Annotated in this window: 23 protein-coding genes and 1 riboswitch; of the genes, 9 read left to right on the top strand and 14 right to left on the bottom strand. The window is 74.5% G+C overall.

Going from position 1 to position 25,218, the window contains the following annotated elements; all coding sequences use genetic code 11:
* Positions 1 to 196: 196 nt before the first annotated feature.
* Positions 197 to 361, top strand: coding sequence for a hypothetical protein (locus tag CLV34_RS16320; protein ID WP_157803742.1), 165 nt, complete (start codon positions 197 to 199; stop codon positions 359 to 361).
* On the opposite strand, the gene CLV34_RS07480 is transcribed toward CLV34_RS16320, so the two are convergent.
* On the bottom strand, positions 358 to 933 hold the full coding sequence (locus tag CLV34_RS07480; RefSeq protein ID WP_100349623.1) for a dihydrofolate reductase: 576 nt from the start codon (positions 931 to 933) through the stop codon (positions 358 to 360). The two genes, CLV34_RS16320 and CLV34_RS07480, sit on opposite strands and share 4 nt — an antisense overlap.
* Complete coding sequence (locus tag CLV34_RS07475) at positions 933 to 1,784, bottom strand: thymidylate synthase (RefSeq protein ID WP_281255179.1); 852 nt, start codon at positions 1,782 to 1,784, stop codon at positions 933 to 935. The genes CLV34_RS07480 and CLV34_RS07475 overlap by 1 nt, the downstream gene beginning before the upstream one ends.
* A gap of 130 nt (positions 1,785 to 1,914) precedes the next feature.
* On the opposite strand from CLV34_RS07475, the gene CLV34_RS07470 reads away from it, so the two are divergent.
* From CLV34_RS07470 to CLV34_RS07460, 3 genes are read left to right on the top strand one after another with little or no spacing between them, the layout of a single operon-like run.
* Complete coding sequence (locus CLV34_RS07470; protein ID WP_100349621.1) at positions 1,915 to 2,427, top strand: OsmC family protein; 513 nt, start codon at positions 1,915 to 1,917, stop codon at positions 2,425 to 2,427.
* Positions 2,424 to 3,308 (top strand): hypothetical protein, encoded by an 885-nt coding sequence (locus tag CLV34_RS07465; RefSeq protein WP_245859084.1) that lies wholly within the window; start codon positions 2,424 to 2,426, stop codon positions 3,306 to 3,308. The genes CLV34_RS07470 and CLV34_RS07465 overlap by 4 nt, the downstream gene beginning before the upstream one ends.
* Positions 3,305 to 3,826, top strand: a complete 522-nt coding sequence (locus tag CLV34_RS07460; protein ID WP_100349620.1) for a hypothetical protein — start codon at positions 3,305 to 3,307, stop codon at positions 3,824 to 3,826. The genes CLV34_RS07465 and CLV34_RS07460 overlap by 4 nt, the downstream gene beginning before the upstream one ends.
* A 12-nt stretch (positions 3,827 to 3,838) precedes the next feature.
* On the opposite strand, the gene CLV34_RS07455 is transcribed toward CLV34_RS07460, so the two are convergent.
* Positions 3,839 to 4,561 carry a PadR family transcriptional regulator gene (locus CLV34_RS07455; RefSeq protein ID WP_100349619.1) on the bottom strand — a complete coding sequence of 241 codons (723 nt, stop codon included), beginning with the start codon at positions 4,559 to 4,561 and terminating at the stop codon, positions 3,839 to 3,841.
* Between the two features lie 222 nt (positions 4,562 to 4,783).
* Here CLV34_RS07455 and ddaH point away from each other — a divergent pair, with 222 nt between their 5' ends.
* Together ddaH and rocD are read left to right on the top strand one after the other, a co-directional pair.
* Positions 4,784 to 5,575: a dimethylargininase gene (gene ddaH, locus CLV34_RS07450; RefSeq protein WP_100349903.1), complete on the top strand. Its 792-nt coding sequence runs from the start codon at positions 4,784 to 4,786 to the stop codon at positions 5,573 to 5,575.
* Entirely contained in the window at positions 5,572 to 6,816 is a 1,245-nt protein-coding gene (gene rocD, locus CLV34_RS07445) for an ornithine--oxo-acid transaminase (RefSeq protein WP_100349618.1), read from the top strand. The genes ddaH and rocD overlap by 4 nt, the downstream gene beginning before the upstream one ends.
* Positions 6,817 to 6,818: 2 nt before the next feature.
* On the opposite strand, the gene CLV34_RS07440 is transcribed toward rocD, so the two are convergent.
* The 3 genes from CLV34_RS07440 to CLV34_RS07430 all read right to left on the bottom strand — a co-directional run bounded on the left by CLV34_RS07440 (position 6,819) and on the right by CLV34_RS07430 (position 9,818).
* Positions 6,819 to 7,775: a universal stress protein gene (locus tag CLV34_RS07440; protein WP_100349617.1), complete on the bottom strand. Its 957-nt coding sequence runs from the start codon at positions 7,773 to 7,775 to the stop codon at positions 6,819 to 6,821.
* 99 nt (positions 7,776 to 7,874) lie between these two features.
* Positions 7,875 to 8,678 (bottom strand): C40 family peptidase, encoded by an 804-nt coding sequence (locus CLV34_RS07435; protein ID WP_100349616.1) that lies wholly within the window; start codon positions 8,676 to 8,678, stop codon positions 7,875 to 7,877.
* Positions 8,679 to 8,870, bottom strand: a riboswitch (cyclic di-AMP (ydaO/yuaA leader).
* Positions 8,871 to 9,110: 240 nt separating this feature from the next.
* A complete protein-coding gene (locus CLV34_RS07430) occupies positions 9,111 to 9,818 on the bottom strand; it encodes an iron-dependent transcriptional repressor DtxR (RefSeq protein ID WP_100349615.1) in 708 nt (235 codons plus the stop codon).
* A gap of 96 nt (positions 9,819 to 9,914) precedes the next feature.
* Here CLV34_RS07430 and serC point away from each other — a divergent pair, with 96 nt between their 5' ends.
* Complete coding sequence (gene serC, locus CLV34_RS07425) at positions 9,915 to 11,066, top strand: phosphoserine transaminase (protein ID WP_245859083.1); 1,152 nt, start codon at positions 9,915 to 9,917, stop codon at positions 11,064 to 11,066.
* Between the two features lie 13 nt (positions 11,067 to 11,079).
* On the opposite strand, the gene CLV34_RS07420 is transcribed toward serC, so the two are convergent.
* The 5 genes from CLV34_RS07420 to CLV34_RS07400 form a co-directional block, all read right to left on the bottom strand.
* Positions 11,080 to 12,441 carry an MFS transporter gene (locus CLV34_RS07420; protein WP_100349614.1) on the bottom strand — a complete coding sequence of 454 codons (1,362 nt, stop codon included), beginning with the start codon at positions 12,439 to 12,441 and terminating at the stop codon, positions 11,080 to 11,082.
* Positions 12,438 to 12,935 (bottom strand): MarR family winged helix-turn-helix transcriptional regulator, encoded by a 498-nt coding sequence (locus tag CLV34_RS07415; RefSeq protein ID WP_100349613.1) that lies wholly within the window; start codon positions 12,933 to 12,935, stop codon positions 12,438 to 12,440. Before CLV34_RS07415 ends, CLV34_RS07420 begins: the two co-directional genes overlap by 4 nt.
* A gap of 103 nt (positions 12,936 to 13,038) precedes the next feature.
* Entirely contained in the window at positions 13,039 to 14,301 is a 1,263-nt protein-coding gene (manA, locus tag CLV34_RS07410; protein WP_100349612.1) for a mannose-6-phosphate isomerase, class I, read from the bottom strand.
* A 17-nt stretch (positions 14,302 to 14,318) separates the two neighbouring features.
* Positions 14,319 to 15,776, bottom strand: coding sequence for an NCS2 family permease (locus tag CLV34_RS07405; RefSeq protein ID WP_100349611.1), 1,458 nt, complete (start codon positions 15,774 to 15,776; stop codon positions 14,319 to 14,321).
* 29 nt (positions 15,777 to 15,805) lie between these two features.
* Positions 15,806 to 17,317 (bottom strand): sugar transferase, encoded by a 1,512-nt coding sequence (locus CLV34_RS07400; RefSeq protein ID WP_245859082.1) that lies wholly within the window; start codon positions 17,315 to 17,317, stop codon positions 15,806 to 15,808.
* A 195-nt stretch (positions 17,318 to 17,512) separates the two neighbouring features.
* On the opposite strand from CLV34_RS07400, the gene CLV34_RS07395 reads away from it, so the two are divergent.
* Together CLV34_RS07395 and CLV34_RS07390 are read left to right on the top strand one after the other, a co-directional pair.
* Complete coding sequence (locus tag CLV34_RS07395) at positions 17,513 to 17,794, top strand: DUF2530 domain-containing protein (protein WP_100349609.1); 282 nt, start codon at positions 17,513 to 17,515, stop codon at positions 17,792 to 17,794.
* A 157-nt stretch (positions 17,795 to 17,951) separates the two neighbouring features.
* Positions 17,952 to 20,507: a glycosyl hydrolase family 28-related protein gene (locus tag CLV34_RS07390; protein WP_170044612.1), complete on the top strand. Its 2,556-nt coding sequence runs from the start codon at positions 17,952 to 17,954 to the stop codon at positions 20,505 to 20,507.
* A gap of 31 nt (positions 20,508 to 20,538) precedes the next feature.
* Here the strand turns inward: CLV34_RS07390 and CLV34_RS07385 are convergent, their stop codons facing one another.
* Genes CLV34_RS07385 through CLV34_RS07375 form a run of 3 tightly spaced genes read right to left on the bottom strand, consistent with a single transcriptional unit; the run spans position 20,539 to position 25,137 of the window.
* Positions 20,539 to 23,826 carry an ATP-binding protein gene (locus CLV34_RS07385; protein ID WP_100349607.1) on the bottom strand — a complete coding sequence of 1,096 codons (3,288 nt, stop codon included), beginning with the start codon at positions 23,824 to 23,826 and terminating at the stop codon, positions 20,539 to 20,541.
* On the bottom strand, positions 23,823 to 24,755 hold the full coding sequence (locus CLV34_RS07380) for a DUF3027 domain-containing protein (protein WP_100349606.1): 933 nt from the start codon (positions 24,753 to 24,755) through the stop codon (positions 23,823 to 23,825). The genes CLV34_RS07385 and CLV34_RS07380 overlap by 4 nt, the downstream gene beginning before the upstream one ends.
* Position 24,756: 1 nt before the next feature.
* Positions 24,757 to 25,137, bottom strand: a complete 381-nt coding sequence (locus tag CLV34_RS07375) for a cold-shock protein (RefSeq protein ID WP_100349605.1) — start codon at positions 25,135 to 25,137, stop codon at positions 24,757 to 24,759.
* Positions 25,138 to 25,218: the final 81 nt, after the last annotated feature.

Raw genomic sequence — 25,218 nt, 5'->3', positions numbered from 1 at the left:
GCGGGCGTCTGCCCCTGACGCCCGCCGGACCTCGAGACGAGCGTGGCCCTCCCGGTTCTCCGGGAGGGCCACGCTCGTCCGCCGTGCTGGCCCGCTGCCCGGTTCCGTGTCCTCGAGTTCACCCGCGGCCCGCCGCGCGCGACGCTCCCCGCGGTGCGAGATTGGCGGTGGATACCCGGTCAACCGAGGGGGCACCATGTCGGTCCTGTTCGTCGGCACGCCCACCGCACTGCCCGCCGTCCGGCCCCGCACGGCGCGGACGACGTCCGCCCGCCGTCGACGGCTCGGGCCGTCGTGGCTCGACACGCTCGTGTTCGTCGGCGCCCTGTGCGCGGGCCTCGCGACCGGCGCTCTGCTCTAGCTCGTCTCGTCGGACAGCAGCAGGCGGCGCAGTGCCGTCGACTCGGTGTCGACGGCCGGGTCCTCACGCTCGTGGCGCACGAACCGGTAACGCACCCCGCTCGACGACATGAGCCACTCCCCCACGCCGACGGGCACCCAGCCGTCCTCGGTGAGCGGTGCGAACGCGTCGCCGTCGACGACCAGGTCGACCTCCGTGACCTCGAGGACGTCGGCCGCGGCGATGGTCGCCGCGTACACCTGCGCACCGCCCATCACCCAGGTCTCGTCCCCGCCGGGGGCGTGCGCGGCCTGCGCCACCGCGTCGGCGAGCGACGCCGCGACGAGCACGCCGTCGACGCCCGCGGACCAGCCGCGCTGCCGGGTCACGACGACGTTGGTGCGCCCCGGCAGCGGCCGGAACCGCTCCGGCAGGGAGTCCCAGGTGGCACGCCCCATGATCACGGGGTGACCGGACGTCACGGTGCGGAAGTGCGCCATGTCCTCCGGGACGTGCCACGGGATGGTCCCCTCGGACCCGATCACGGCCCGCCCCGACGCGTCGCGCGCCTGCGCCCACACCAGCCCGAGCATCAGACGGCCACCGGCGCCTTGATCGCGGGGTGCGACACGTAGTCCACGACCTCGACGTCCTCGAGCGTGTGCTCGAAGATCGAGGGCCGCGCCGCGAGGTGCAGGGTCGGGTAGGGGTACGGGTCGCGCGAGAGCTGGAGCCCGACCTGCTCGACGTGGTTGTCGTAGACGTGGCAGTCGCCGCCCGTCCACACGAAGTCGCCGACCTCCAGGCCCGTCTGCGCGGCGACCATGTGGGTCAGCAGCGCGTACGACGCGATGTTGAACGGGACGCCGAGGAACAGGTCGGCGGACCGCTGGTACAGCTGGCAGGAGAGCCGGCCGTCCGCGACGTAGAACTGGAACAGCAGGTGGCACGGCGGCAGCGCCATGTCCGGGACGGCTGCGACGTTCCACGCCGACACCACCAGGCGCCGCGAGTCCGGGTTCGTGCGGATCTGCTCGATCACCTGGGAGATCTGGTCGACGTGCCCGCCGTCGGGCGTCGGCCAGGAGCGCCACTGCACGCCGTAGACCGGCCCCAGCTCGCCGTCCTCGTCGGCCCACTCGTCCCAGATGCTCACGCCGCGCTCCTGGAGCCAGCGGACGTTCGAGTCGCCCCGCAGGAACCAGATCAGCTCCTGCACGATCGAGCGCAGGTGGACCTTCTTGGTGGTGATCAGCGGGAACCCCTCCGACAGGTCGTAGCGGAGCTGCGCGCCGAAGACGCTGCGGGTGCCCGTGCCGGTGCGGTCGTCCTTGTGCGTGCCCTCCGCGAGGACGCGGCGCAGCAGGTCCTCGTACGGGGTCGGGACGGTGCCGGCCGGCGGCGCCGGGATCGGGTCCGACGGAATCCTCGCGTCACTGGTCACGTTGGGAAGTGTAGGCGGGTGGCACCCACACGCCGGGCGGACGGACCGCCGGCGCCGCAGGATCGTCATCCGTGTCCGGCAGGTGCCGCACACCGCGTGTGCGGTCACGACCGATGGGAGGATTCCCCGCATGAGCACCGACGAGATCCCCACCTCCTCGCCGTCCCCGAGCGACCCGCTGTGGGTCGAGCGGACCGGCTCGCGCACGTACCGCGGCTTCTCGGGCCGCGGGGCGACCGTCGAGATCGGCCCTGCGTCCGAGGGCGCGGTCTTCACGCCCGGCGAGCTGCTCAAGATCGCCCTCGCCGGGTGCGCGGGCATGAGCAGCGACGTCCCGCTGGCGCGCCGCCTCGGCGACGACTACTCGATCACGATCCGCGTCGACGGCCCGAAGGACGTCGACGAGGACCGCTACCCGACGCTCCACGAGACGCTCGAGCTCGACCTGTCGGCCCTCGACGACGACACCCGCGAGCGCGTCCTCAAGGTCGCGGCGCGCGCGATCGACCAGACGTGCACCGTCGGGCGGACGCTCAAGGCGGGCGTCGAGATCGTCACGGGCTTCGTCGACGCGTCGGCGGCACCGCCCGAGGGCGGCGACCGCGACGGGACCGATGGGGCGTCCGAGGCGGCGATCGCATGATCCGCCGGCCGCGCCGCGGGTCCGCGCGCCCCGATCCGTCGCAGGACGCGGTCGTCCGCGCGCCCGGCCCGGACCCGCAGGGCACCGTCGACCGCGCGGCGCGCCCCGCCTCGCTCCCCACGACGGGCGACCCGGAAGCAGGCCCGGCCACAGGTCCCTCCTGGGCGCCGCGGCGCCCGTTCGACGTCGCGCTGGACAACGCCGTCGGGATCCCGCTCCCCGTGATCCGTCGGCACGTCGCGAGCCTGCGTCGCCGGAACCCGATGGCCACGCCCGCCGAGCTCGTCGTGCTGCTCGAGAAGGAGTACACGCACGTGCTGGCGGCCACCGGTGGGGCGGTCGGAGTCGCCGCGGCGCTCCCCAGCGTCGGCACGGGCGTCGGCCTCGTGCTGTCGTCGAGCGACGTCGCGACGTTCTTCGCGAGCTCCGCGGCGTTCGCGCTCGCAGTCGCGGAGGTGCACGGCATCGAGGTCGAGGACCTCGACCGGCGTCGCGCGCTCCTGCTCGCGTCGGTGCTGGGCCCGAAGGGCGCCCAGACGGTCACCCGGGCGACGTCCGGCGGTCCCAGCGTCCTGTGGGGGCGCGCCCTCCTGACCGCCATGCCGTCGTCGACGCTGAAGCAGGTCAACCACGCCCTGAGCAGCAAGTTCGTCAAGACCCAGCTCGCGAAGCAGGCCGGGCTCACCCTCGGCCGCGTCATCCCGTTCGGGGTCGGGGCCGCGGTCGGCTGGGTCGGTGGGCGCTCGCTCGCGTCCGCGGTGGTGCAGCAGACGCGGTCCGCGTTCGGTCCCGCGCCCGCGACGTTCCGCCCGTCGCTGCGTGTCGTCGAGGGCACCGACGCCGACGCGCCGCCGCGTCTCGTCGCCCGGGACGACGTGTGACCAGGGTCCTGCACCTGTCGCACGACCTCGCCGTGCCGGCGGCGGACGCGTTCGCGCTGGTCGCCGACGTGCGGACCCACGGCACGTGGGTCCCGCTGACGCGCGTGGAGCTCGCCGGCGGGACCGACCCGGGGGCGGACGGGCACGGCCCGGACGGGCCCGCCGAGCCGTGGGAGCCCGCCGTCGGCGCCGTCTTCGCGGTCGTCAGCGGCCCGGGCGCGCGTCGGGGTGGCCCGGGATTCGTCGACCGCATGCGGATCACGGCGTGGCAGCCCCCGGACGACGACCGGCCCGGGCTCGCGACGTTCCGCAAGCTCGGGCCGGTGCTGCTGGGGACGGCAGGGCTGGAGGTCAGGGCGACCTCGGCGTCCTCGTCCCGGGTGGTGTGGTGGGAGGACGTCCACGTGACCGACGTGCTGCCGGCGTCGTGGACGTCGCCCGTCGCGCACCTCGTGCTGCGCGCGATGATCCGCGCGGCCTGGCCGCGGCTCGACGCCGCAGCGCACGTGCGGCGGTGACCGCCGCGCACGTCAGGCGGTGACGGGGCCGTCCTCGGACGGTCCGTCCTGCTGCGGCTCCGCGGCGCCGGCGAGCACGAGGTAGATCTCGCGGCGGGTCCGGTCGAGCACGGCCTCGACGGCGCCCGCCTGCGCGTCGTCGCCCGTGCGGGCGACCTGGGCGACCGCCTGCGCGAGCGCCCCGAGGGACTCCCGGAGCCGGACGTGCCGCTGCGCGGCGGCCATGTCGACGTCCGCCCACGGGGGCGTGAGGTCGTCGGCGTGCTCGGTGACGTAGGTGCGGCCGGCCTCGGTAAGGCTCGCCAGGCGGCGCCCCTCGGACGCGGCGATCTCGACGAGACCTTCGTCCTCGAGGAGGCTCAGTGCCGGGTACACGGCGCCCGGGCTGGGCCGCCATGCTCCGCCGCTGCGCTCGGCGATCTCCTGGATGAGCTGGTAGCCGTGCATCGGCTGCTCGACGAGCAGCAGCAGCACAGCGGCCCGGACGTCGCCGCGGCCGCGGCGGCCGCCCCGGGGTCCGCCGCCACGGGGTCCGTGCCCGCCGCGTCCACCGGGGCCGAAGCCCTCGGGGAAGCCGGGGCCGAAGCCCCACGGGCCGCCCTGGCGGCGCATGTCGCGCGGGCCGTCGGGCCCGACGCCGCGGCCGGGGCCGAAGCCGCGCTCGGGGCGGTGGTGGCGGCGCTGGCCGCGCTGGTCGTCGTACAGGTGCTGGGGGTTCTCTGGTGTGCCACGCATGGTGGTTCCTCCTGTGGTCGTTGTTTCGATATCTCGACGATATATCGTTGATAGAACTTTCGCAAGCTCCTGTGCCCTGCGCGCGCCCTCGAGCCGTCCCGCCCGTCCGGACGTACGCTGACCGGACCACCGGCCGACCGCGCCACCCCTGCGGCCACCGGGCCCCCGACCCGAGGAGGCGGCGTGACCGAGCAGCACGAGACAGCACGGCGCCGCTACCTCATGTGCCCGCCGACGTTCTTCACGGTGAGCTACGAGATCAACCCCTGGATGGACCGCCGACGCCCGGTCGACACGGCGCTCGCCGTGGCGCAGTGGGAGCGTCTGCGCGACCTCTACCGCGACCTCGGGCACACCGTCGAGACCATCGATCCCGTGCCCGGCCTGCCCGACATGGTCTACGCCGCCAACGGCGCCACCGTGCAGGACGGCGTCGCGTGCTCGAGCGTCTTCACATACCCCGAGCGCGCCGCCGAGGCCCCCGCCTACCTCAAGTGGCTCGCCGACCACGGGTACGCACCCCACGCCGCGACGGCGACCAACGAGGGCGAGGGCGACATCCTGCGCGCGGGCGACGTGCTGCTCGCCGGGCACGGGTTCCGCACGTCGCTCGCCGCGCACGACGAGGTCGCCCGGCTGTGGGGACGCAGGGTCGTCTCGCTGCGCCTGGTCGACCCGCGGTTCTACCACCTCGACACCGCGCTCACCGTGCTGCGCGGCAGCGACGGCCGGCACCCCGCAGACGTCGCGTACTACCCGCCCGCGTTCGACGACGCGTCCCGCGAGACCCTCGAGCACCTGTTCCCGGAAGCGCTCCTGGCCCAGGACGCCGACGCCGAGGTGCTCGGGCTGAACGCCGTCTCCGACGACCGCCACGTGGTGCACGCACCCGCGGCGACCCACCTCGCGGGCGCGCTGCGCGAGCGCGGGTACGAGCCCGTCGCGGTCGACACGTCCGAGCTGCTCCGCGGCGGCGGCGGCGCGAAGTGCTGCACGCTGGAGCTGCGCGCATGAGCGGCGCACCGCCCCCCGCCGCCCCGTCACCGGCAACCCCGCGCAGCCGGATCGCACCGAACTACGCGCCGCTGCCCGTCGAGATCGTCGCGGGCGAGGGCGCCTGGGTCACCGCGACCGACGGTCACCGCTACCTCGACCTCCTCGCCGGGTACTCGGCCCTCAACTTCGGGCACCGACACCCCGCCCTCGTCGCGGCCGCGCACCGACAGCTCGACACCCTCACCCTCACGTCACGCGCCTTCTCGCACACGCTCCTCGAGCCCTGGGCCGAACGCCTCACCGCCCTCACGCGCACCGACCTCGCGCTCCCCATGAACACCGGGGCCGAGGCCGTCGAGACGGCGATCAAGGCCGCCCGCAAGTGGGGCTACGACGTCAAGGGCGTCCCTGCCGACCAGGCGACGATCGTCGTCGCGGCGGGGAACTTCCACGGCCGGACGACGACGATCGTGTCGTTCTCGACCGACCCGGACGCCCGCGCCGGGTTCGGCCCGTACACGCCCGGGTTCCGCGTCGTCCCGTTCGGGGACGCCGCCGCCGTCGAGCAGGCGGTCGACGACACCACCGTGGCCGTCCTCATGGAGCCCGTCCAGGGCGAGCAGGGCGTGGTCGTGCCGCCCGACGACTTCTGGCCGGCCGTCCGACGGACCTGCGACGCCCACGGGGTGCTGCTCGTGGCCGACGAGATCCAGTCCGGGCTCGGCCGCACCGGTACGACCCTCGCGCTCGACCTGTGGGGCGTGCGCGCCGACCTCACCACTCTCGGCAAGGCGCTCGGCGGTGGCGTCGTCCCGGTGTCCGCGGTCGTGGGCCGGAGCGAGGTGCTCGGCGTCCTGACACCCGGCACGCACGGTTCGACCTTCGGCGGGAACCCGCTCGCCTGCGCCGTCTCGCTCGCCGTCCTCGACCTGCTCGAGACGGGCGACCACCAGGAGCGCGCCAAGATCCTCGGCGAGCAGCTCGCCACAGCGACGCGCGCGCTGGTCGACGACGGCCTCCTGGTCGCTGCGAGGACCGTGGGGCTGTGGGCCGGGCTGGACGTGCCCGCGAGCGACCCCGAGCACTCGGTCGTCGGCCGCACCCTCTGTGAGCGGCTGCTCGCGCGCCGCGTCCTCGCGAAGGACGCCCACGGCGCGACGATCCGGCTCGCGCCGCCGCTGGTGGTCCGCGAGGCGGACCTCACGTGGGCGACGGACCAGCTCCGGGACGCGCTCGTCGAGCTCGCCTCAGGACGCTGACGTCACGACGCCGGCGACGCCGCAGGCTCGTCGGCGCAGCGCTTCGACACCACCATCACGGGGCACTGTGCGTGGTGCAGGACGGCCTGGCTCGTCGAGCCGAGCAGCATCCCGGAGAAGCCGCCGCGCCCCCGGGAACCGACCACGACCAGGTCGGCGGCCTGCGAGAACTCGACCAGCAGCTCGGCACCCGTGCCGTCGAGCACGATGCGCCGCGCCTGGAGCCCGGGACGCTCGCTCTCGAGCCGGCCCACGATCCGGTCGAGGGCGCCCGCGACGTCGTCCAGCACCTGCTCGTGGTCGACCGTCGACGGGAGCCAGGCGAGCACGCCGGCCCCCGACGCGATCGGCACACCGGAGACAGCGACGAGCTCGCAGTCCCAGAGCTGCGCCTGGTCGGCTGCGTGGCGCAGCGCGAGCTCCGAGGTGGGCGACCCGTCGACGCCGACGATGATGCGGCGCGGCGGCACGACCTCGGGCAGGTCGGCCACGTCGTCCGGGTCTGACCCGCGGCCCCCGCGGTCCTGCCGGAGCGGGACGACGACCGTCGGGCAGGAGGCGTGCGCGGGCAGGGCCGACGACACGGTGCCGAGCAGACGCCCCACGAAGCCGCCCTTGCCCCGCGTGCCGACGACCGCGAGACCGTGGTCCGCGCTGAGGTCCACGAGGAGCCCGGTCGGGTCACCGGGGCTGGACGCCGTGGTGACCGTACCGACCTTGCCGGCCACCCGGGCCGCGGCCCGCTCGAGCACCGCCTGCGCACCGGCCTCGACAGCGTCCTCGTCGATCGGCACGTAGCCGCCGTCGAGCGACGCGGCCGTGAGCGTCGGGAGGTAGAACGAGCAGACGAGGTGCAGGTCCCAGCCGCGTCGGCTCGCCTGCAGGGCAGCCCAGTCCAGCGCGTGCAGGCTGGGACGCGAGCCGTCGACCCCGACGACCACACTCGTTGCGCGCGTCATGCACCGAGCATAACGACGCCCGCGCACGACGGCGCCGGGACACGACGAACCCCGCCGTGCGTGCCGCGCGGCGGGGTTCGTGGTGATGCGTCCGGCAGGTCAGCCGATGCGGATGAACGTGGGGTTCGTCTGCCAGATCGAGCGGAACTGGATCGTCTTCCCGGGGCGCGGGGCGTCGATCATCATGTTGCCGCCGGCGTAGATGGCCACGTGGCCCGGCGTCCAGATGATGTCGCCCGGCTGGGCCTGCGAGCGCGGCACCACGGTGCCCGCGTAGCGCTGCGCCGACGAGCTGCGCGGCAGCGAGACGCCGAGCTGGCCGTAGACGTACGAGGTGAAGCCGGAGCAGTCGAAGCCCGACGGGGTCGTGCCGCCGTAGACGTACGGGACGCCCACGTAGCGCGACGCCACGGCGATGACCTTGCTGCCGACCGCGGACGCGGGGACGGTCGACGAGCCGGTGTCGTCGCCCGAGTCGGTCGACGGCGTGCTGGTCGAGTCGCTCGTCGTGGTGGTGATCGCGGTGCGCTCGGCGTCGCGGCTCGCGACGGGGGCCACGCGGACGGGCTCAGGGGCGGGCGTGACCTTGATGGCCAGGCGCTCGCCCTCCCACTTCACGTCCTTCTTGACCGTGACGGTGGTCGAGCCGGCGAGCTCGGCCTTCGCGGCGGCCGTGAGGGAGCCGAGGTCGACGGTGCTGAGCTTGGGGGTGCTGTCCTCGTGGGGAGCAGCGTGGGCGGCGCCGCCGAGCATCGAGACCAGGAGGCCCGACGAGGCAGCGACGACAGCGGTGCGACGGCCGGCCGTGGCGATGCCACCGGACGCGACGGTCGCCAGAGAGGTCAGCGGGGTGACGGGGCGACGCGCGGCGCGATGCCGGGCGCGAGTCGTGCTCGTGCTCACTCGTGTCTCCTATGACGCCTGCGAAGTCAGCTGTCGGGTTCGAATGGGAGAGTCACCCGGCCTTGGCACCTTGCGGTACTTCCGGCTTCACCCCGAGGAGGTCTGACGACCCCCGGTCGTGGGTCCCCCGCCCCTGTCGTCGTCGTCTCGCTGGGACCCGTGCGGGGTGACAGGGTTCGGCGTTCCCCACACGGGTTCGGGGCCGTTCGGCCTCGAAGCTTCCCCGAAGGTACACGACCCGGAGCTCATATGTCACGCCCCGATCACAAAGATTTGTGAGCAGTATCACCGAACCCCGCGCCGACGCACCTGGACGGCCGTCCCACTGCGCCTCGCGCGGTCACACCGGGGACCTCACGGGCCCCACCGAGCCTCGCCGGAGACCGACGACCCGACGGCGACCCCGCGGGACCAGGAGGGCTCCTCAGGGCGTCAGGAGACCGCGACGAAGACGTGCCGTGCGAGGTCCTCGGTCAGCTCGAGCGGCCGCTCGACACCGGCAGCACCGACGGTGGTGCGCCCGTCGGCCCGCGCGACCCGCACCTCGGCGCCGGGCAGCACGCCGGTCGCGGACAGGCTCGCCAGCAGCTCGACGTCCGTCTGGAGCGGCTCGCCCAGCCGGCGGACCACCAGCGTGCGCTCGTCGCCGTCGCCCAGAGAGGGCAGCACCGTCGCGATCGACGCGACCCCGGCCGACAGGAAGTTCTCCCGGGCGGGCTCCTCGCCGAGCTCGGACAGCCCCGGGATCGGGTTGCCGTACGGCGAGTAGTGCGGGTGGTCGAGGAGCTCCGCGAGCCGCCGCTCCACCCGGTCGCTCATGACGTGCTCCCACCGGCACGCCTCCTCGTGGACGTACTCCCACTCCAGGCCGACCACGTCGGTCAGGAGCCGCTCCGCGAGCCGGTGCTTGCGCATCACGCGCATCGCCTTCGTCTCGCCCGCCTCCGTGAGCTCGAGGTGACGGTCGCCCGTGACCACCACCAGGCCGTCCCGCTCCATGCGTGCGACCGTCTGCGACACGGTGGGCCCGGAGTGCCCCAGCCGCTCCGCGATCCGGGCACGCAGCGGGACGATCCCCTCCTCGACGAGCTCGTAGATCGTCTTGAGGTACATCTCGGTGGTGTCGATCAGATCGCTCACGCGTGCGCTCCTCCGTGAAGTGCCGTGGATGGGACGTCGAGGTCGTGCCGACGGGCCCGCACCAGTCTAGGTGGGGGCGGCCGATAGGGTGGCGCCGTGCCCACGAACGAGACCCCGCGCGTCGCCCCGCAGGACATCCGCATCCCGGCCTCGCTCCTGCCCGCCGACGGGCGGTTCGGGTCCGGCCCGAGCAAGGTGCGCAGGACGCAGGTCGACGCCCTCGTGGCAGCGGCGACGAGCCCGCTCGGCACGTCCCACCGCCAGGCGCCCGTCCGGACGCTGGTGCGGCGCGTGCGCGAGGGGCTCGCCGAGCTCTTCGGGCTGCCCGACGGGTACGAGGTCGCGCTCGGCAACGGCGGCTCGACCGCGTTCTGGGACGTCGCCACCTTCTGCCTCGTGCGCGAGCGCGCGCAGCACGCCACGTTCGGCGAGTTCGGGGCCAAGTTCGCCACCGCGACGTCGCGGGCACCGTTCCTCGCGCCGTCGGTCGTCGTCGAGGCGCCCGCCGGCACCGTCGCGCACTGCCGCCCCGACACCGACGTCGACGTGTACGCCTGGCCGCACAACGAGACGTCGACCGGCGCCGCCGCGCCGGTGCGGCGCGTGGCCGGCTCGCAGGAAGCGGGTGCGCTCACCGTCGTGGACGGCACGTCCGCGGCGGGCGGTCTCGCCCTCGACGTCACCGAGACCGACGCCTACTACTTCGCGCCGCAGAAGTCGTTCGCGTCCGACGGCGGCCTGTGGCTCGCGCTCCTGTCCCCCGACGCCGTGGCGCGCGCCGCCGCGGTCGAGGAGTCGCGCTGGGTCCCCGAGTTCCTGTCGTTGACCACCGCCGTGCAGAACTCGCGCCAGGACCAGACGCTCAACACGCCGGCCGTCGCGACCCTCGTCATGCTGGCCGAGCAGGTCGACTGGATGCTCGCGCAAGGCGGTCTCGCCTGGACCACCGCACGCACGGCCGAGTCGGCCCGCGCGCTCTACTCGTGGGCCGAGGCGCGTGACTGGGCGTCCCCGTTCGTCGCGGACCCGGCCGAGCGCTCGGACGTCGTCGGGACGATCGACCTCGACGACGCGATCCCCGCCGCCGACGTGCTCACGGCGCTGCGCGCGAACGGCGTCGTGGACGCGTTCGCCTACCGCAAGCTGGGCCGCAACCAGCTCCGCGTCGCGATGTTCCCCGCGATCGACCCGGCTGACGTCGAGGCGTTCACCGCGTGCGTCGACCACGTCGTCGAGCGGCTCGGCTGACGCACCCGTCCGCTCAGGCGGCGCTGGAGCGGGCGTGCTCCTCGGCGGCCTCGAGCTCGCGGGCCGCGGCGGCGCGCTGCGCCGGCGCGAGCGGCCCGGCGACGGTCCGGCCGGCGTCCGCGTCGAGGTGCCGCACCACGAGGTGGGGGCGTGCCGCGACGCGGTAGCGCACCTGCACGTGCCAGTGACGCTTCATCCACACATAGGCGCCGACCGAGACCAGGAGCGCGGTCACGGAGCCGATCCCGATGGACCACCGCGCCCCGAGCTGCTGCCCGATCCAGCCGACGATCGGTGACCCGATCGGGGTCGCCCCCTGGAACACCATCATGTAGACGGCCATGACGCGGCCGCGCATCTCGGGTTCGGTCGACATCTGGATGGTCGCGTTCGCCGCCGTCATCATCGTGAGGCTCGCGAGCCCGACCGGGATGCACAGGACGGCGAACATGAGGTACGACGGCGCGAGCGCGAGCGCCCCGGCCGCCAGACCGAACGCGAACGCCGCCCCGACGACGAGGCGCACCCGGGGCTGCTTGCGCCGCGCGGCGAGCAGCGCGCCGGCGAGCGACCCGATGGCCAGGATCGAGCCGAGGACGCCGTACTCCCCCGCGCCCTTGTCGAACACGGTGCGCGCCATCGTGGCGGAGGTGAGCTGGAAGTTCAGGCCGAACATCGACACGACGCCGACCACGACCATGATGACGAGGATGTCGCTGCGCCCGCGGACGTAGCGGAACCCCTCGCGCACCTGGCCGCGGCCGCGGCGCGCCACCGGCATGGGGCGCAGGTCGCGCACGCGCATGAGCAGCAGGGCGAGGATCGTCGCGGCGAACGAGACGCCGTTGATGACGAACACCCAGCCGGCACCGACGGCCGCGATGAGCAGGCCGGCGACGCCGGGGCCGATGAGGCGCGCGGCGTTGAACGAGGCGCTGTTGAGGCCCACGGCGTTCGAGAGGCGGTCGGCGGGCACGAGCTGGGAGACGAACGTCTGCCGCACGGGCGCGTCGATCGTGGCGACCACGCCGAGCGCGAGCGCGAACGCGTACACGTGCCAGAGCTGGACGGTGCCGGTGAGCACGAGCGTGCCGAGGCCGAGCGCGAGCGCTCCCATGGCGGCCTGCGTGGTCATGAGCAGCTTGCGCCGGTCGACCCGGTCGGCGAGCAGCCCGCCCACGGGCGCCATGAGCAGGAACGGGAGGAACTGCAGCGCGGTCACGATGCCGACGGCGAAGCTCGAGTCGTGCGACAGGTGGGTCAGCACCAGCCAGTCCTGCGCGACGCGCTGCATCCACGTGCCGACGTTGGCGACGAGGGCCCCGGCGAACCAGAGGCGGTAGTTACGGAAGCGGAGCGAGTCGAACGTGCTCACCGAGCGGCCACCTCCACGAGGATCTCGGCAGCACGGCGGAGCGTCTCGCGGTCGGCGGCGTCGAGCCGGTCGAGCTGGTCGGCGAGCCACGCGTCGCGCGCCCGCCGGGTGGCCGCGAGCTCGTCGCGACCGGCGTCCGTGAGGTCGACGAGCACCTGGCGCCCGTCCTGCGGGTCGGCGTCCTTGCGCACCAGCCCGAGCTCGACGAGCCCGTTGAGGATGCGGGTCATCGACGGCGCGCTGATGCGCTCGTGCTCGGCGAGCGCACCGGGCGTCGACGGGCCGCGACGGCAGACCTCGACGAGGACGGCGTGCTGCCCGTCGGACAGGCCGGCGGCGCCGCGCTGCTGCTTGAGGCGCCGCGTCGTGCGCAGGAGGGCGACCCGCAGCTCGGCGGCGGGGGTCTGGGCGACGGCCGGGCGCTCCGGGGCGGGAGCGGCGGAGGTCGAGGAGTCGTCGGGCACGGCTGTGGCGGGCGAGGCAGGCGGGGGCATGATCCTTAGCATACGTCATTACCCTTGCTAAGTATCCGACGGACGCGACGCCGGGACCTGCGTCGGACCCTGTGCAGCGAGCCGGGCCGCGGCACTCAGCGGCTCAGGGGACGTACGCCACCGCGACACGGCCCCGCACGCCTGTCGCGCCGACGACCGAGACCGGCTCGACCGCGAGCGGACCCGCCGCGTCCGGGACGAAGACCGACGCGCCACGGCCCAGACGCGTCCGGTGGACGCCCGCGACGACGTCCACCACCCCGTCGAGCACGAGCACGACACGCGGCCCGTCGGACGGCAGGTCGGCCGGCTCGCCGTGCACCTCGCCGACGACGAGCCCGAACTCCCGGACCGGCACCCGGTACGACGTCAGCCCGGACGCGACCGCCGACTGCTGCGGGTGCGGCGGCGGCGACGGCGCGAAGTCGGCGCACTCGAGCAGGGCGTCGACGTCGACGTGCTTGTGGGTCAGCCCGGCCCGCAGGACGTTGTCCGAGCTCGACATGATCTCGACTCCCGCGCCGCGCAGGTACGCGTGGACCTGACCCGGGGCGAGGAACACGGCCTCTCCCGCGTGCAGCACGAACACGTTGAGCAGGAAGGCGGCGAGCGCACCGGGGTCGCCCGGGTAGTCCGCGCCGAGCCGCAGCGCGGCCGCGTCGGCCAGCGCCATCCACCCCGGCACCGTCCCGGCCCGTGCCCGGACGCTCGCGAGCGTGGTCGCGACGTCGTCCGCCACGCGCTCGTCGCGGCGGGCGTGCACGGCGCGCTCGAACGCGTCGCGCACGACCGACGCCGACGTGCCGACGAGCGGGCGCGGCCCCCGGCCCCCGCCCGCGAGCGCGTCACGCATCGCGGCCACGAGGTCGCCGTCCAGCCCGTGCAGCAGCGCCAGGGATCGGTCGGGCCGGCGGAAGCCCGCGAGCCCCTCGAACCGGCCGAGGGCGACGATCATCTCGGGCTTGGACTGGTCGTCCTTGTAGTTGCGGTGGGACGCCGTGAGCGGCACCCCGGCCGCGTTCTCCCGGTTGAAGCCGGCGCGCGCCAGGTGCGGCTTGGGGTGGACCTGCAGCGACAGCGCCCGGTCGGCCGCGAGGACCTTGAGCAGGTACGGCAGCCGGGGACCGTAGGTGTCCTGGACGCGGCGGCCCAGCATCCCGACCGGGTCGGCCCGGACCAGGTCGACGAGCGAGACCGCGCCCAGCGGCGTCGACGCGACGCTCGGTGCGAGCGGGTGCGCACCGAGCCACAGCTCGGCGGCCGGGCGCCCGTCCGGCGGCTCGCCCAGGAGGCCCTGGATGACGCTCGTCGAACCCCAGTCCGCGCGCTGCACCGTGTTGTCGAGCGGGAAGAAGGTCTGGTCCATGACGTGGGCACGCGCCGTCAGGCGTTGAGGAGCTCCTCGATGGGGCCGAGCGCGAAGTACACGACGAACGCCGCCGCCGCGATCCACAGCAGCGGGTGGACCTTGCGCGCCTTGCCGACCGCGACCTGGAGGATCACGTAGGCGATGAACCCCGCGCCCATGCCCGTGGTGATCGAGTACGTGAACGGCATGAGGACGATCGTGAGGAACGCGGGGATCGCGAGCTCCCAGTGCTTCCAGTCGATCCCCGCGACCTGGGTCATCATGAGGAACCCGACGAGCACGAGCGCCGGCGCCGCGGCCTCGGACGGCACCATGCTGACGAGCGGCGCCGCGAACATCGAGAGCAGGAAGGCGACACCCGTCACCACGCTCGACAGGCCGGTGCGGGCACCGTCGCCGACGCCGGTCGTCGACTCGACGAACGCCGTGTTGGACGAGACGCTGCCGACGCCGCCGGCCATCGCCGCCACCGAGTCGACGACGAGGATCTTCTTCGTGCCGACCGGGTTGCCCTCGGCGTCGAGGAGCTTGCCCTCGCTGCCGACCGCGACCATCGTGCCCATCGTGTCGAAGAAGTCGGCGATCACGAGCGAGAAGACGAGCAGCACGACCGTGAGGATGCCGAGCTCGCGGATCCCGCCGGTGAGCGAGAAGTGCCCGACGATCGACAGGTCCGGGACGTCGACGAGGTTGCCCCACCCGGGGAACGACGGCACGTTGAGCGACCAGCCGCGCGGGTTGGAGCCGTCCGCACCCTGGGCGCCGACGTGGAACAGCGACTGGGCCGCGACCGCGAGGATCGTCGCGGCGGCGATGGCGATGAGGATCGCGCCGCGCACCTTGCGGATCATCAGCACGAGGAGCAGGACGAGACCGATGACGAAGATGAGGATCGGCCAGCCGGCGAGCGAGCCGTCGATGCCGAGCGAGAGCGGCGTCCCGCCGCCCGCGCGGACGAAGCCGGAGTCCACGAAGCCGACGAGTGCGATGAACATGCCGATACCGACGCTGATCGCGACCTTGAGCTCCTGCGGGACCGCCCGGAACATGGCAGTCCGGAAACCGGTGAGCACGAGGGCCAGCATGACGACGCCCTCGAGGACCACGAGGCCCATCGCGTCCGCCCAGCTCACGCCCGGGCGGGCAGCGATCGAGAACGCCACGACGGCGTTGAGGCCGAGGCCCGCCGCGATCGACAGCGGGAAGTTCGCGACGACACCCATGAGGATCGTCATCACCCCGGCGACCAGCGACGTCGCCGCCGCGATGACGGCCAGGTTGCCGTCCGCGAGGAAGTGGCCGGTGCCGTCCTTGACGGTGCCGAGGATGAGCGGGTTGAGGGCGATGATGTAGCACATCGCGAAGAAGGTGACGAGGCCACCACGGATCTCGGTGCCGACGGTCGAGCCGCGTTCACTGATCCTGAAGTAGCGGTCGAGGGCGCTCGGGCGCGCGGGTGCCGTGCTGGTCATGGGTCACATGGTGCCAGACCGCGGGAGCGTCAGTATGCTCCGCGCCCCTGGAGCACGGCCTTGCCCGTCCGAGCCAGGATCATCAGGTCGCCGAACAACGTCCAGTTCTCGACGTAGTAGACGTCCAGCCGCACGCTCTGCTCCCACGAGAGCTCCGAGCGCCCGCTCGTCTGCCACAGCCCGGTCATGCCCGGCTTGACGAGCAGGCGGCGGCGCACGTCGGCCTCGTAGGCGCTGACCTCGCTGGGCAGCGGCGGGCGCGGCCCGACGAGGCTCATGTCGCCCCGCAGGACGTTGAAGAGCTGCGGGATCTCGTCGATCGACGACCGGCGCAGCAGCCGCCCGACCGACGTGACGCGCGGGTCGTCACGGATCTTGAACAGCAGCCCCGCGCCCTCGTTCTGCGTGACGAGGTCGCTCAGCTCCGACTCGGCGCCGACCCGCATGGAACGGAACTTGAACATCGGGAACACCGTGCCGTTGCGTCCGACGCGCTCCTGGCGGAAGAACACCGGGCCGCTGCTCGTCGCCTTGACGGCCACCCCGACGACCACGAGCAGCGGGAGCAGGACGACGAGCCCGGCGAACGAGATGAGCCACTCGATCGTGGACTTCGTCCAGTACCGCACACCGGTGAAGCGCGGCGCCTCGACGTGCACGAGCGCCACGTTCTCGGCGGGCGTGATCATGATGCGCGGGCCGGCGACGTCCGTCAGCGCCGCCGTCAGCATGAGGTCGACGCCGGACGGCTCGAGCTCCCAGCCGAGGCGGCGCACGACGTCCGCGGTGAGCGCGTCCGCCCCGGTGACCGCCACCGTGTGGACACCGACGTCCTGCGCGACGGACGCTGCCGAGAACAGGTCGCCCACGACGGGCACGCCGAGGATGTCGCCGCCCTCGGGCTGCTCGCCGACGGGGACGCACGCCCCGACCACCCGGTACCCGGAGTCGGGGCGCGTGTTGAGGTCGCGCACGAGCTCACGGACGTGCTCCCGGTGCCCGATCGCGAGGACCGTGGAGACGCACTGGCCGTCCGCCCGACGCCGGTGCAGCCACTGGCGCCAGGCGTAGCGCTCCACGAGCAGCGCGCACAGGCCGATGGGGGCCGCGATCGCGATGTAGCCGCGCGCCGGGGCGTACTGCACGACGAACGCGACGATCGCGAGCGTCGCGAACATGCGCCAGGTGGCCCCGAACACCCGCTGGTACTCGGACGGGCCGCTCCCGAGGATCTTCGGGTCGCGGGACTTGGTGTAGCCGAGCAGCCCGACCCACGCCAGGGCGATGGCCGCCGCCACGAGCGTGTTCTGGACGGGACCGGCGTTCGGTCGACCCGCCTCGAGCCCGTTGCGGTGCAGCAGGTAGGACAGGACGACGGACACGATGACGGCGACCGTGTCCGACACGAGGAGCCGACGACGGTACGACTGGTGCCAACGGAGCTCGGCGGCGTCGCGCGAGGCGTCACGGACCCGCGCCCTGCGTCGGGCCTCGGTGCGTCCGGGTACGGTGCCGAGCCGTTCGGCGACAGTTCCTGCCACGGTCGGACTCCTTCCGGTCGCCGGTTCTTGACGGCCGCTCCGTCAGCGCCGCACGACCCCCGGGCGGTGCTCTGACCGTGCGAGAATACCGCCGTCCGCGTACTCTCCCGCCTTGCGGAGGCCTTTTCACCCGGGTGAGACGCACCACGGACGCACCACCGACGCACCACCACGGCCGCGGGATACGCTCGGTGCATGCCCTCGCTGGTGGACGTCGTCCTGCACCCCGAGCGCCGACGCGCGGAACCTCCGGTCGAGCGCGTGGACCTGCGGCTCCCCCTGTACCTCGGTCTGGCCGCGTGGGGCGTCGTCCTCGTCGTCGCGGTCGTGCTCGCCGCCACGGGCTCCGACGCGGCGACGCTCGTCTGGACGGCCGTGGCCGGCATCGCCGTCGGAGGCCTCGGGCTCCTGTGGGAGCGCCGCAACCGCGCCCGGTACCTGGGCAAGCCCTTGCCGTCGCAGGAGCAGCCTCGCTAGTGTGACCTGGCCCACATGACCTGCGGAGCGGCACGTCATGTTCGCGACCACGCGAGGAGCCAGCCCGACGCCCGGTGAACGACCCGGTCGTCGGCGGCCTCCTCCTCGGCATCCCGCGAACCTCGCGGGACGAACCCGCGAATCGAGACCGCTCCGCATGAGAACCTCCCTGCCCCGGGCGACGCCCCGGGCCACCCTCGCCCTGCTCGCCGCCACGACGCTGTCGCTGGCCGCGACCCTGCCCGCGTCCGCCGCGGGCGCCGCGCTCGCGGCACGTCCGGCGCCAGCCCTGCTCCCGACACCCACGTCCGTGCCCGGCACGGCACTGCCGACGCTCGCTGGCGCCACGCTGCCGAGCGCGCCCGGAGCCCGCGTGCCGTTCGTCGAGCACGAGGCCGAGAGCGCCCGCACGGACGGCACCGTGCTCGCCGCCTCCCGTGCGTTCACGACCGTCGCCGCCGAGGCGTCCGGCCGGCGGGCCGTCCGCCTCGCCGCGGGGCAGCACGTCGACATCGTGCTGGCGCGCCCCGCGAACGCCCTCGACGTGCGGTACTCCGTCCCGGACGGCACGACGTCGACCCTGGCGGTCAGCGCCGACGGCCGCGCGGTCACGAGCCTGCCCCTGACCTCCCGCTACGCCTGGGCGTACGGGAACTACCCCTTCACGAACGACCCGGCCGACGGCGGACCGCACCACGTCTTCGACGACGCGCACGCACTGCTCGGCCGGACCCTCCCGGCCGGCACGACGCTCCGGCTCGCCGCCACGTCGGACGGCACCGTCGTCGACCTCGCCGACCTCGAGCTCGTCGGCGCGCCCACCGCGTCGCCCGCCGGCTTCCTCGACGCCCGCACGTTCGGCGCAGACCCCACCGGCGCCACCGACTCGGGCGCCGCGATCCAGACGGCGCTCGACGCCGCGAGCGCCCGGGGCACCGGCGTCTGGCTAGCCCCGGGCACATACGCCGTGACGCGGCACCTCGTCGTCGACCAGGTCTCCCTGGCCGGCGCCGGACCCTGGTACACGACGCTCCGCGGCGCCGGCGTCGGCGTCTACGGTGCGGCGTCCCCCGCGACGAGCACCGGCGTGCACCTGTCAGGCTTCACGATCCAGGGCGACACCACCGTGCGCGACGACGCGACGTCCGACTCCGGGCTCGGCGGCTCGATGGGCGGCGGCTCGACCGTCGACGACGTGTGGATCGAGCACACCAAGGTGGGCGCGTGGTTCGACGGCCCGTCGTCGGGCCTCACGCTGACGCACCTGCGCGTCCAGGACACGTGGGCGGACGGCATCAACCTGCACGGCGGTGTCAGCGACACGACGCTGCGCGACGTGTTCGTCCGCGGGACCGGTGACGACGGCGTCGCGCTGTGGTCCGACCAGCGCGCCGACCACGGCGACACCGTCGACCACGTCACGGTGTCGTCGCCCGTGCTCGCGAACGGCTTCGGTCTCTACGGCGGCCACGACAACGCCGTGACGCACTCCGTCGCCGCGGACACCGTGACGCAGGGCGCGGGCATCGAGATCGGCAACCGGTTCGGCTCCGTGCCGCTGTCCGGGACCACGACCGCGTCCGGGAACCTGTTCCTGCGCACGGGCGGCCTCGTGCCGAACGCGCCCACGCAGATCGGCGCGGTGTGGGTCTGGGCCGACGACGCGCCGATCACGGGCAAGGTCGTGGTGAGCGACTCGGTGCTCGCGGACTCCTCGTTCGCAGGGGTCCAGGTCGACGGCTCGTCCGTGACGGGTCTGAGCGTGTCACGCGTCGCGGTCGCGAAGGCGGGGAGCTCCGCGCTCCAGCTCTCGGCGGCGGGCTCGGGCACCTTCTCGTCCGTCGTCGCCACGGGCCTCGGGACGGTCGGGGTCGAGGACTGCGCGAGCGGCTTCGTCGTGCGTCGCACCGGCCTGAACCTGGGCTGGTCGTCGAGCCGCTGCGGCCTGCCCGCCGCCGGGCAGCTCGTGCTCGACCAGCCTGACGGCGTCGGCTTCGGGTTCCAGTCGCTGGGCTCGACCACCACCCGGACACTGACGATCACCAACCCCGGCCCGGAGCCCGTCACCGTCCAGCAGGTGCTGCCGCCCGCCGGGTTCACCGTGACGCACGGGTGCGCGACGATCGCCGTGGGCGGCGCGTGCGAGCTCGGGCTCGCGTTCGCCCCGACCGCGTCGAAGAACTACTCAGGGCTCGTGACGGTCGACTCGACCTCACCGGCCGGGCCGTACGTCGTGATGCTCACCGGGGTGGGCTTCGACCCGGACGGCGACCTCGCACTCGGGCGCGCCACCACCGCGACCTCGCAGGTCAACGACTGGTACGGCCCCGCCAAGCTGGTCGACGGCGACGCGGGGAGCGGGAACGGCTACTGGGAGAGCGACAACGCGGCAGGGCTCCCCCAGTCCGCGACCGTCGACCTCGGGCAGACGACGACGGTCCGCCGGGTCGTCCTGTCGCTGCCGCCGAGCTGGGGCGTGCGGGACCAGACGATCACCGTGTCCGCCGACGGTGTCCCGGTCGCCGGCGTCACGAGCACCGCGCTGCGCGACCCCGCCCAGCCGGACCGCTACACGTTCGACTCGGGCGTCGACGACGACGCCGTGACCCTCACGTTCCCGGCCGTCGAGGCGCAGCACCTGACGTTCACCGTCTCGAGCAACACGGGCAGCGCCGGGGCGCAGCTCTCCGAGATCGCGGTCTACGCGCACTGACGGGGTGCGGCGCCCGGCGCCGGGTGACCCGTCACCCCCAGGCGTCGAGCGCCGCGACCTCGTCCGCGCGGCCCGGGTCCTCGAGCACGGCCAGCACGGCGTGCTCGAGGCCCGGGCGTCCCGCCGCCCACGCGAGGGCGGCCGCGAGCCCGGCCGTCGTCGCGACGTGCAGGACGGGTGCGTCCGGGGTCCCCGCCGGCCACCAGGCCACCTCGTGCGCGCCGACGACGAGCCGGTCGTGCTCGCGGTAGCGCTCCGGGAGCGCCGCGGCGGGGGCTGCGGCACGGAGCAGGAGCAGCGCCTCGCCAGGCACCGGGACGTCGGTGCCGTCGGTGCCGTCGGTGCCGTCGGTGCCGTCGTCGAGCATCGCCGCACGGCCCGCGAGCCCGACGTCCAGCACGTCGAGGTCGAGCGCGTCCGCGACGAGGTCCACGACGTCCCGGGGCGCGGGCACCACCGGTCCGAGCACGGCCGCACCCGGCCACGACGCGACCCGGACGTCCTCGGCGGCCCGCACCTCGAACCGGCCGGCCGCCGAGCCGTCCGAACCGTCGGCCAAGCCGCCGGTCACCCATGCGAGCACGCGCTCCGGCGGCGCCCACGTCACACCCTCGGCGACCGCCGTCCGCACGCGGCGCCACAGCCCCACCGCCTCCGCGGCCGGGACGGCCGTGCCCACCGGGGGCAGGCCGTCGAGCAGGTCCGCCAGGGTCGCGTCGTCTGCGTCGGCCGGGGACGCCAGCCCGCCGAGGGCTGCCCAGACCTCCGGGTCGGCACCCACGACTGCCACGACCTCGTCGGGCGCCGGACGCAGGAGCACGCCCGCACCGCCCCCCGGCACCGCGAACGGCGCAGCGAGCCGCCGGCGCAGCCAGCCCGCGAGGTGCGAGGGGACCGTGACGTCCCCCACGCGGACGCCGTCCACGAGTGCATGACGCAGGTCGGTGTCGCCCAGGACGTGGCGCAGCAGCTCGTCGACGGGCACGTCGTGGGCGGCGTCGAGCGGCACCACGACCGTCAGCTCGTCCACGAGGACCCCGGCACCGAGCACGTCCGCGAGGTCGTCGAGGTGGTCGAGCACGTCGTCACCGACCTGGTCGAGCACGTCGTCCGGCAACACCGGCTCCTCGTCGTCCGGGTCGGGCAGCACGACGTCGCGCAGCGTGAGCGTGCCGAGGCCCGCCCGCACGCCCACGGCGCGCAGCGTCGCGGCGTCCCACCGGTCCACGAGGTCCGGGTCGAGCACGTCGAGGTCCAGGTGGTCGGCCGCCCACGTCCCGGGCAGCGCGAGGTCCGGTGCGACCTGGTCGACGACGTCGCCCGTCTCCGGTTCGAACCCGGGGAACAGCAACGCACCGCCGGACACGGAGGCTGCCGGGTGGGCGCGCACGACCGCCTGCACCACGGTCAGGACGTCGTCGCGCAGGTCGTCGTCGTCCTCCTGCTCGGCGAGCCGTCCGGGGCCACCGTCCCGCGCCGACACGACGGCCGGCAGGTCCAGAACGGCGGGGTCGTCCGCGCGGAGCGCGCCCAGACGTTCGAGGACGGGGTGCGCCGCGTCCGGGTGGACGACGCGCACGCCGAGCCGGGACAGCGCAGCGACCACCTCGGGGTCACCGTGCCCGACGACGGTCCCCCGCGCGCCGCGGTGGAGCACCGTCCCGTCCGACGTCCCCGCGCCGGTCAGCACCGGGACCGGCAGCGCGGCGAGCGCCTCCCGGACCTCGGGGGCGCCCGCGTGCGGCGCGAGCGCGTCGAGGACCCCGCCCCACCCGCCCGGCGGGAGGCCGCCCGCGAGGTCGTCGACGACGTCTGCGAGCGGTCGCACCGGGAGGCCGAGGGTGCGGGCCGCCCGTCGGGACGCCGGAGCGAGCACGGTCAGGCCGGGCACGGCGGGCCGGAGCGCGTCGACGACGGCGGCGTCCTCGCCCACGGGACCCTCGATCGCCACACCCGTCCGCGCCGACGCGCCGTCGAACAGGGGGACGTCCAGGAGCGCGTCGAGAGCCGCGGCGCGCACCTCGGCATCCACACGGCCCGCGGGCACGCGCTCGGGGACCAGCGCGACCGCGTCCGCCGGGGACGTCTGCGCGACGTCCGCCACGACGCTCGCGAACAGGCGCCCGGCCGCCCGGGCGACCTCGTCCGCGAGCGGACCGGCTACGACGTGTCGCCGCGTCGCGTCCAGCGGGAACGACGCGACCAGCACCCCGGGGAGGGCCAGCGGCTCGTCCGTCGGCGTGGGTGCGTGCACGACGGACCGCGGAGCACCCGGCCGGACCGCCCAGGTCACGCTCCAGCCCGTGGCGTCGCGCTGCTCGACCGGCCGGTCCGCGAGGAGGTCGTCGGCGACGATGCCGTGCGCGGTCGCGACGTGCCAGCCGTCGAACGCGGCACGGGTCAGCACCCGCTCGACGAGAGCGTCCTCGTCCGTGCCCGGCGTCCGGACGACCACGACGTCCAGGGCGGGCAGCGCGAGGAGCAGCACCGCATCGAGCGCGTCGAGCTGTGCCCGGACTGCGGCGACCGCGTCGGCGTCCCGCAGGCGGAGCACGACGGCGCTCGCGGGCTCCGTGGCACCTGCCAGGTCAGACGTGCCGGACGTGCCCGGGCGCGAGTCGTCGACCGGGCCGTCGGCCGGCCCGAGGGCCAGGTCGTCTGGCAGTCCCGCGGGCAGGTCGCGGGCCGTCGCGGGGAACGGCAGCCGCAGGACGGGGAGCGCGTCGCCGCGCGCCGTGACGACGTCCTGCGCGGTGCCGCCGAGCGCTGCGAGCGCTTGCCGCGTCGCGGTGAGCGAGAACCGGACGCCTGCGACGCCGGGCGACGCGCCCGTGGTCCCGTCCGACGGGTGCGTGAGGAACAGGATCTCGTCCGACACGGAGCGGACGGCGGCGAAGCCGACCCCGAACCGGCCGACCGTCGCGGGGCGGGCGTCCCGGGCGTCTGGCGTCACGGCGCCGGACGGCGCGGCACCCGACCACCCGGCGCCCGACGCCGCAACCCCCGACGACTTGGTCGAGGCGCGCAGGGACGCGAGGGACGCGACACCGGCTGCGGTGAGCGGCGACCCGGTGTTCCGCGCGACGAGGTACGTCGCGCCGTCGGCCGCCACGAGGTCGAGGTGCAGGACGCCGCCGTCCGGTCCCGCGGCGTCGGCCGCGTTCTGGGCGAGCTCGACGACCACCCGGTCGCGGTAGAAGCCGCGCCCGTGGTCCTCCTCGAGGTTGGCGTCCTCGCGCAGCCGTGTCGGCGACGCACGCCAGGCGTCCAGCGCGGCGTCTCGCAGCGCGGCGGTCCCGAACGGGTCGGCGGACGTCACGCGCTCGGCGCGGTCTCCGTGCCGGTGCTCTCGTCGGACGAAGGCTCGTCCGCGGGTGCCTCAGCAGGTGCTGCATCAGCAGGTGCTGCGTCGGCCTCGGGCGCGTCAGCGGCGGGTACCTCCGCGGCGGGCGCGTCTGCGGCGGGAGCTTCCGCAGCCGACGGAGCCTCGGCGACCACGTCGACGACGAGCTCGTCGATCAGCGGGTCGGGCGCGGGCCAGTCGCTCGGGTGCGCGGGGACGTCCGTCTCGGAGTGGGCGCCGCACCCGTGGTCGAGGCTGACGACCTTGCCGTCGTCGGACGACCACGCGTTCGCGCAGACCCCGAACACCTGACCGAGCGCACCCTGGAGCGGGACGAGAAACCCGCACGACCCGCACGCCGACTCCGCGGCGACCGCGCCGGGCGAGGTCGGTCCGCGCGAACCCTGGTACCAGCGCTCCGCGGCCTCGTCGCGCCCCTGCCGTCCGAGGACGCGCACCCGCGCGACCGCGAGCTCGTCGATCGGGACGAGGTCGTCGTCGTCGGCTGTGCCCTGGCTCGAGCCTTCGCCCGGTTCGGGCGACCAGCCCGGGACGAGGCGCGGGTCGTCGGGCAGGAACGGCAGGACGTCGCCCGGGCCGACGTCGCCGGGACGCAGCCGCTCCGACCACGGCAGCCAGGAGGGTGCGAGCAGCGCGCCGTCGCCGGGCAGCAGGGCGACCTCGCAGATCGTGGCGGTGCGGCTCCGCGGGATGCGCGACACCGCGACCGACCAGTACCAGCCCGTGTACCCGCGCAGCGTGCAGGCGAACCGGTGGGTGACGAGGCGGTCGGCGTCGACGATCGCGCCGAGGTGGTCGCCGACGTCGGCGGTGTGCTCCGCGGCGCCCTCGGCGGCGGCGCGCGCGAGGTCGACAGCGCTCTCCAGCACGGCGTCCTTGGGCATGTCAGGCCTCGATGTCGTCCGCGACGGCCCGCAGGAGGGTCGCGACCTGCGCCGCGGCGGCCTTCTCGGGGTACCGGCCCCGCTTCAGCGAGCCGCCGACGCCGTCGAGCAGCTTGATGAGGTCCTCGACGATGTTGCCGAGGTCTTCTGCCTTCTTGCGCGGCGCGCGCGCGACGGCGGGCGCCGGGTCCAGGACGGTGACCGACAGCGCCTGCGGGCCACGCTTGCCGTCCGCGACCCCGAAGTCGACCTTCGAGCCCGGCTTCACGACGGCCCCCGCGGGCAGCGCGGACGCGTGCAGGAAGACCTCACCGCCCTCGTCGGACGCGATGAAGCCGAAACCACGCTCGGTGTCGAACCACTTGACCTTGCCGGTGGGCACTGATGGAACCTCTGCTGCTCGGACGGACCGGGGTCTGACACCCGGGACCTGACGGAACGACTGGCGCAACGTCTGGGAACG

It is taken from the genome of Luteimicrobium subarcticum (assembly GCF_002798015.1).
Classification (GTDB): Bacteria; Actinomycetota; Actinomycetes; order Actinomycetales; family Cellulomonadaceae; genus Luteimicrobium; species Luteimicrobium subarcticum.
The sequence above is the reverse complement of the archived record's forward strand: the minus strand, read 5'-3'. Positions and strand labels throughout refer to the sequence as shown.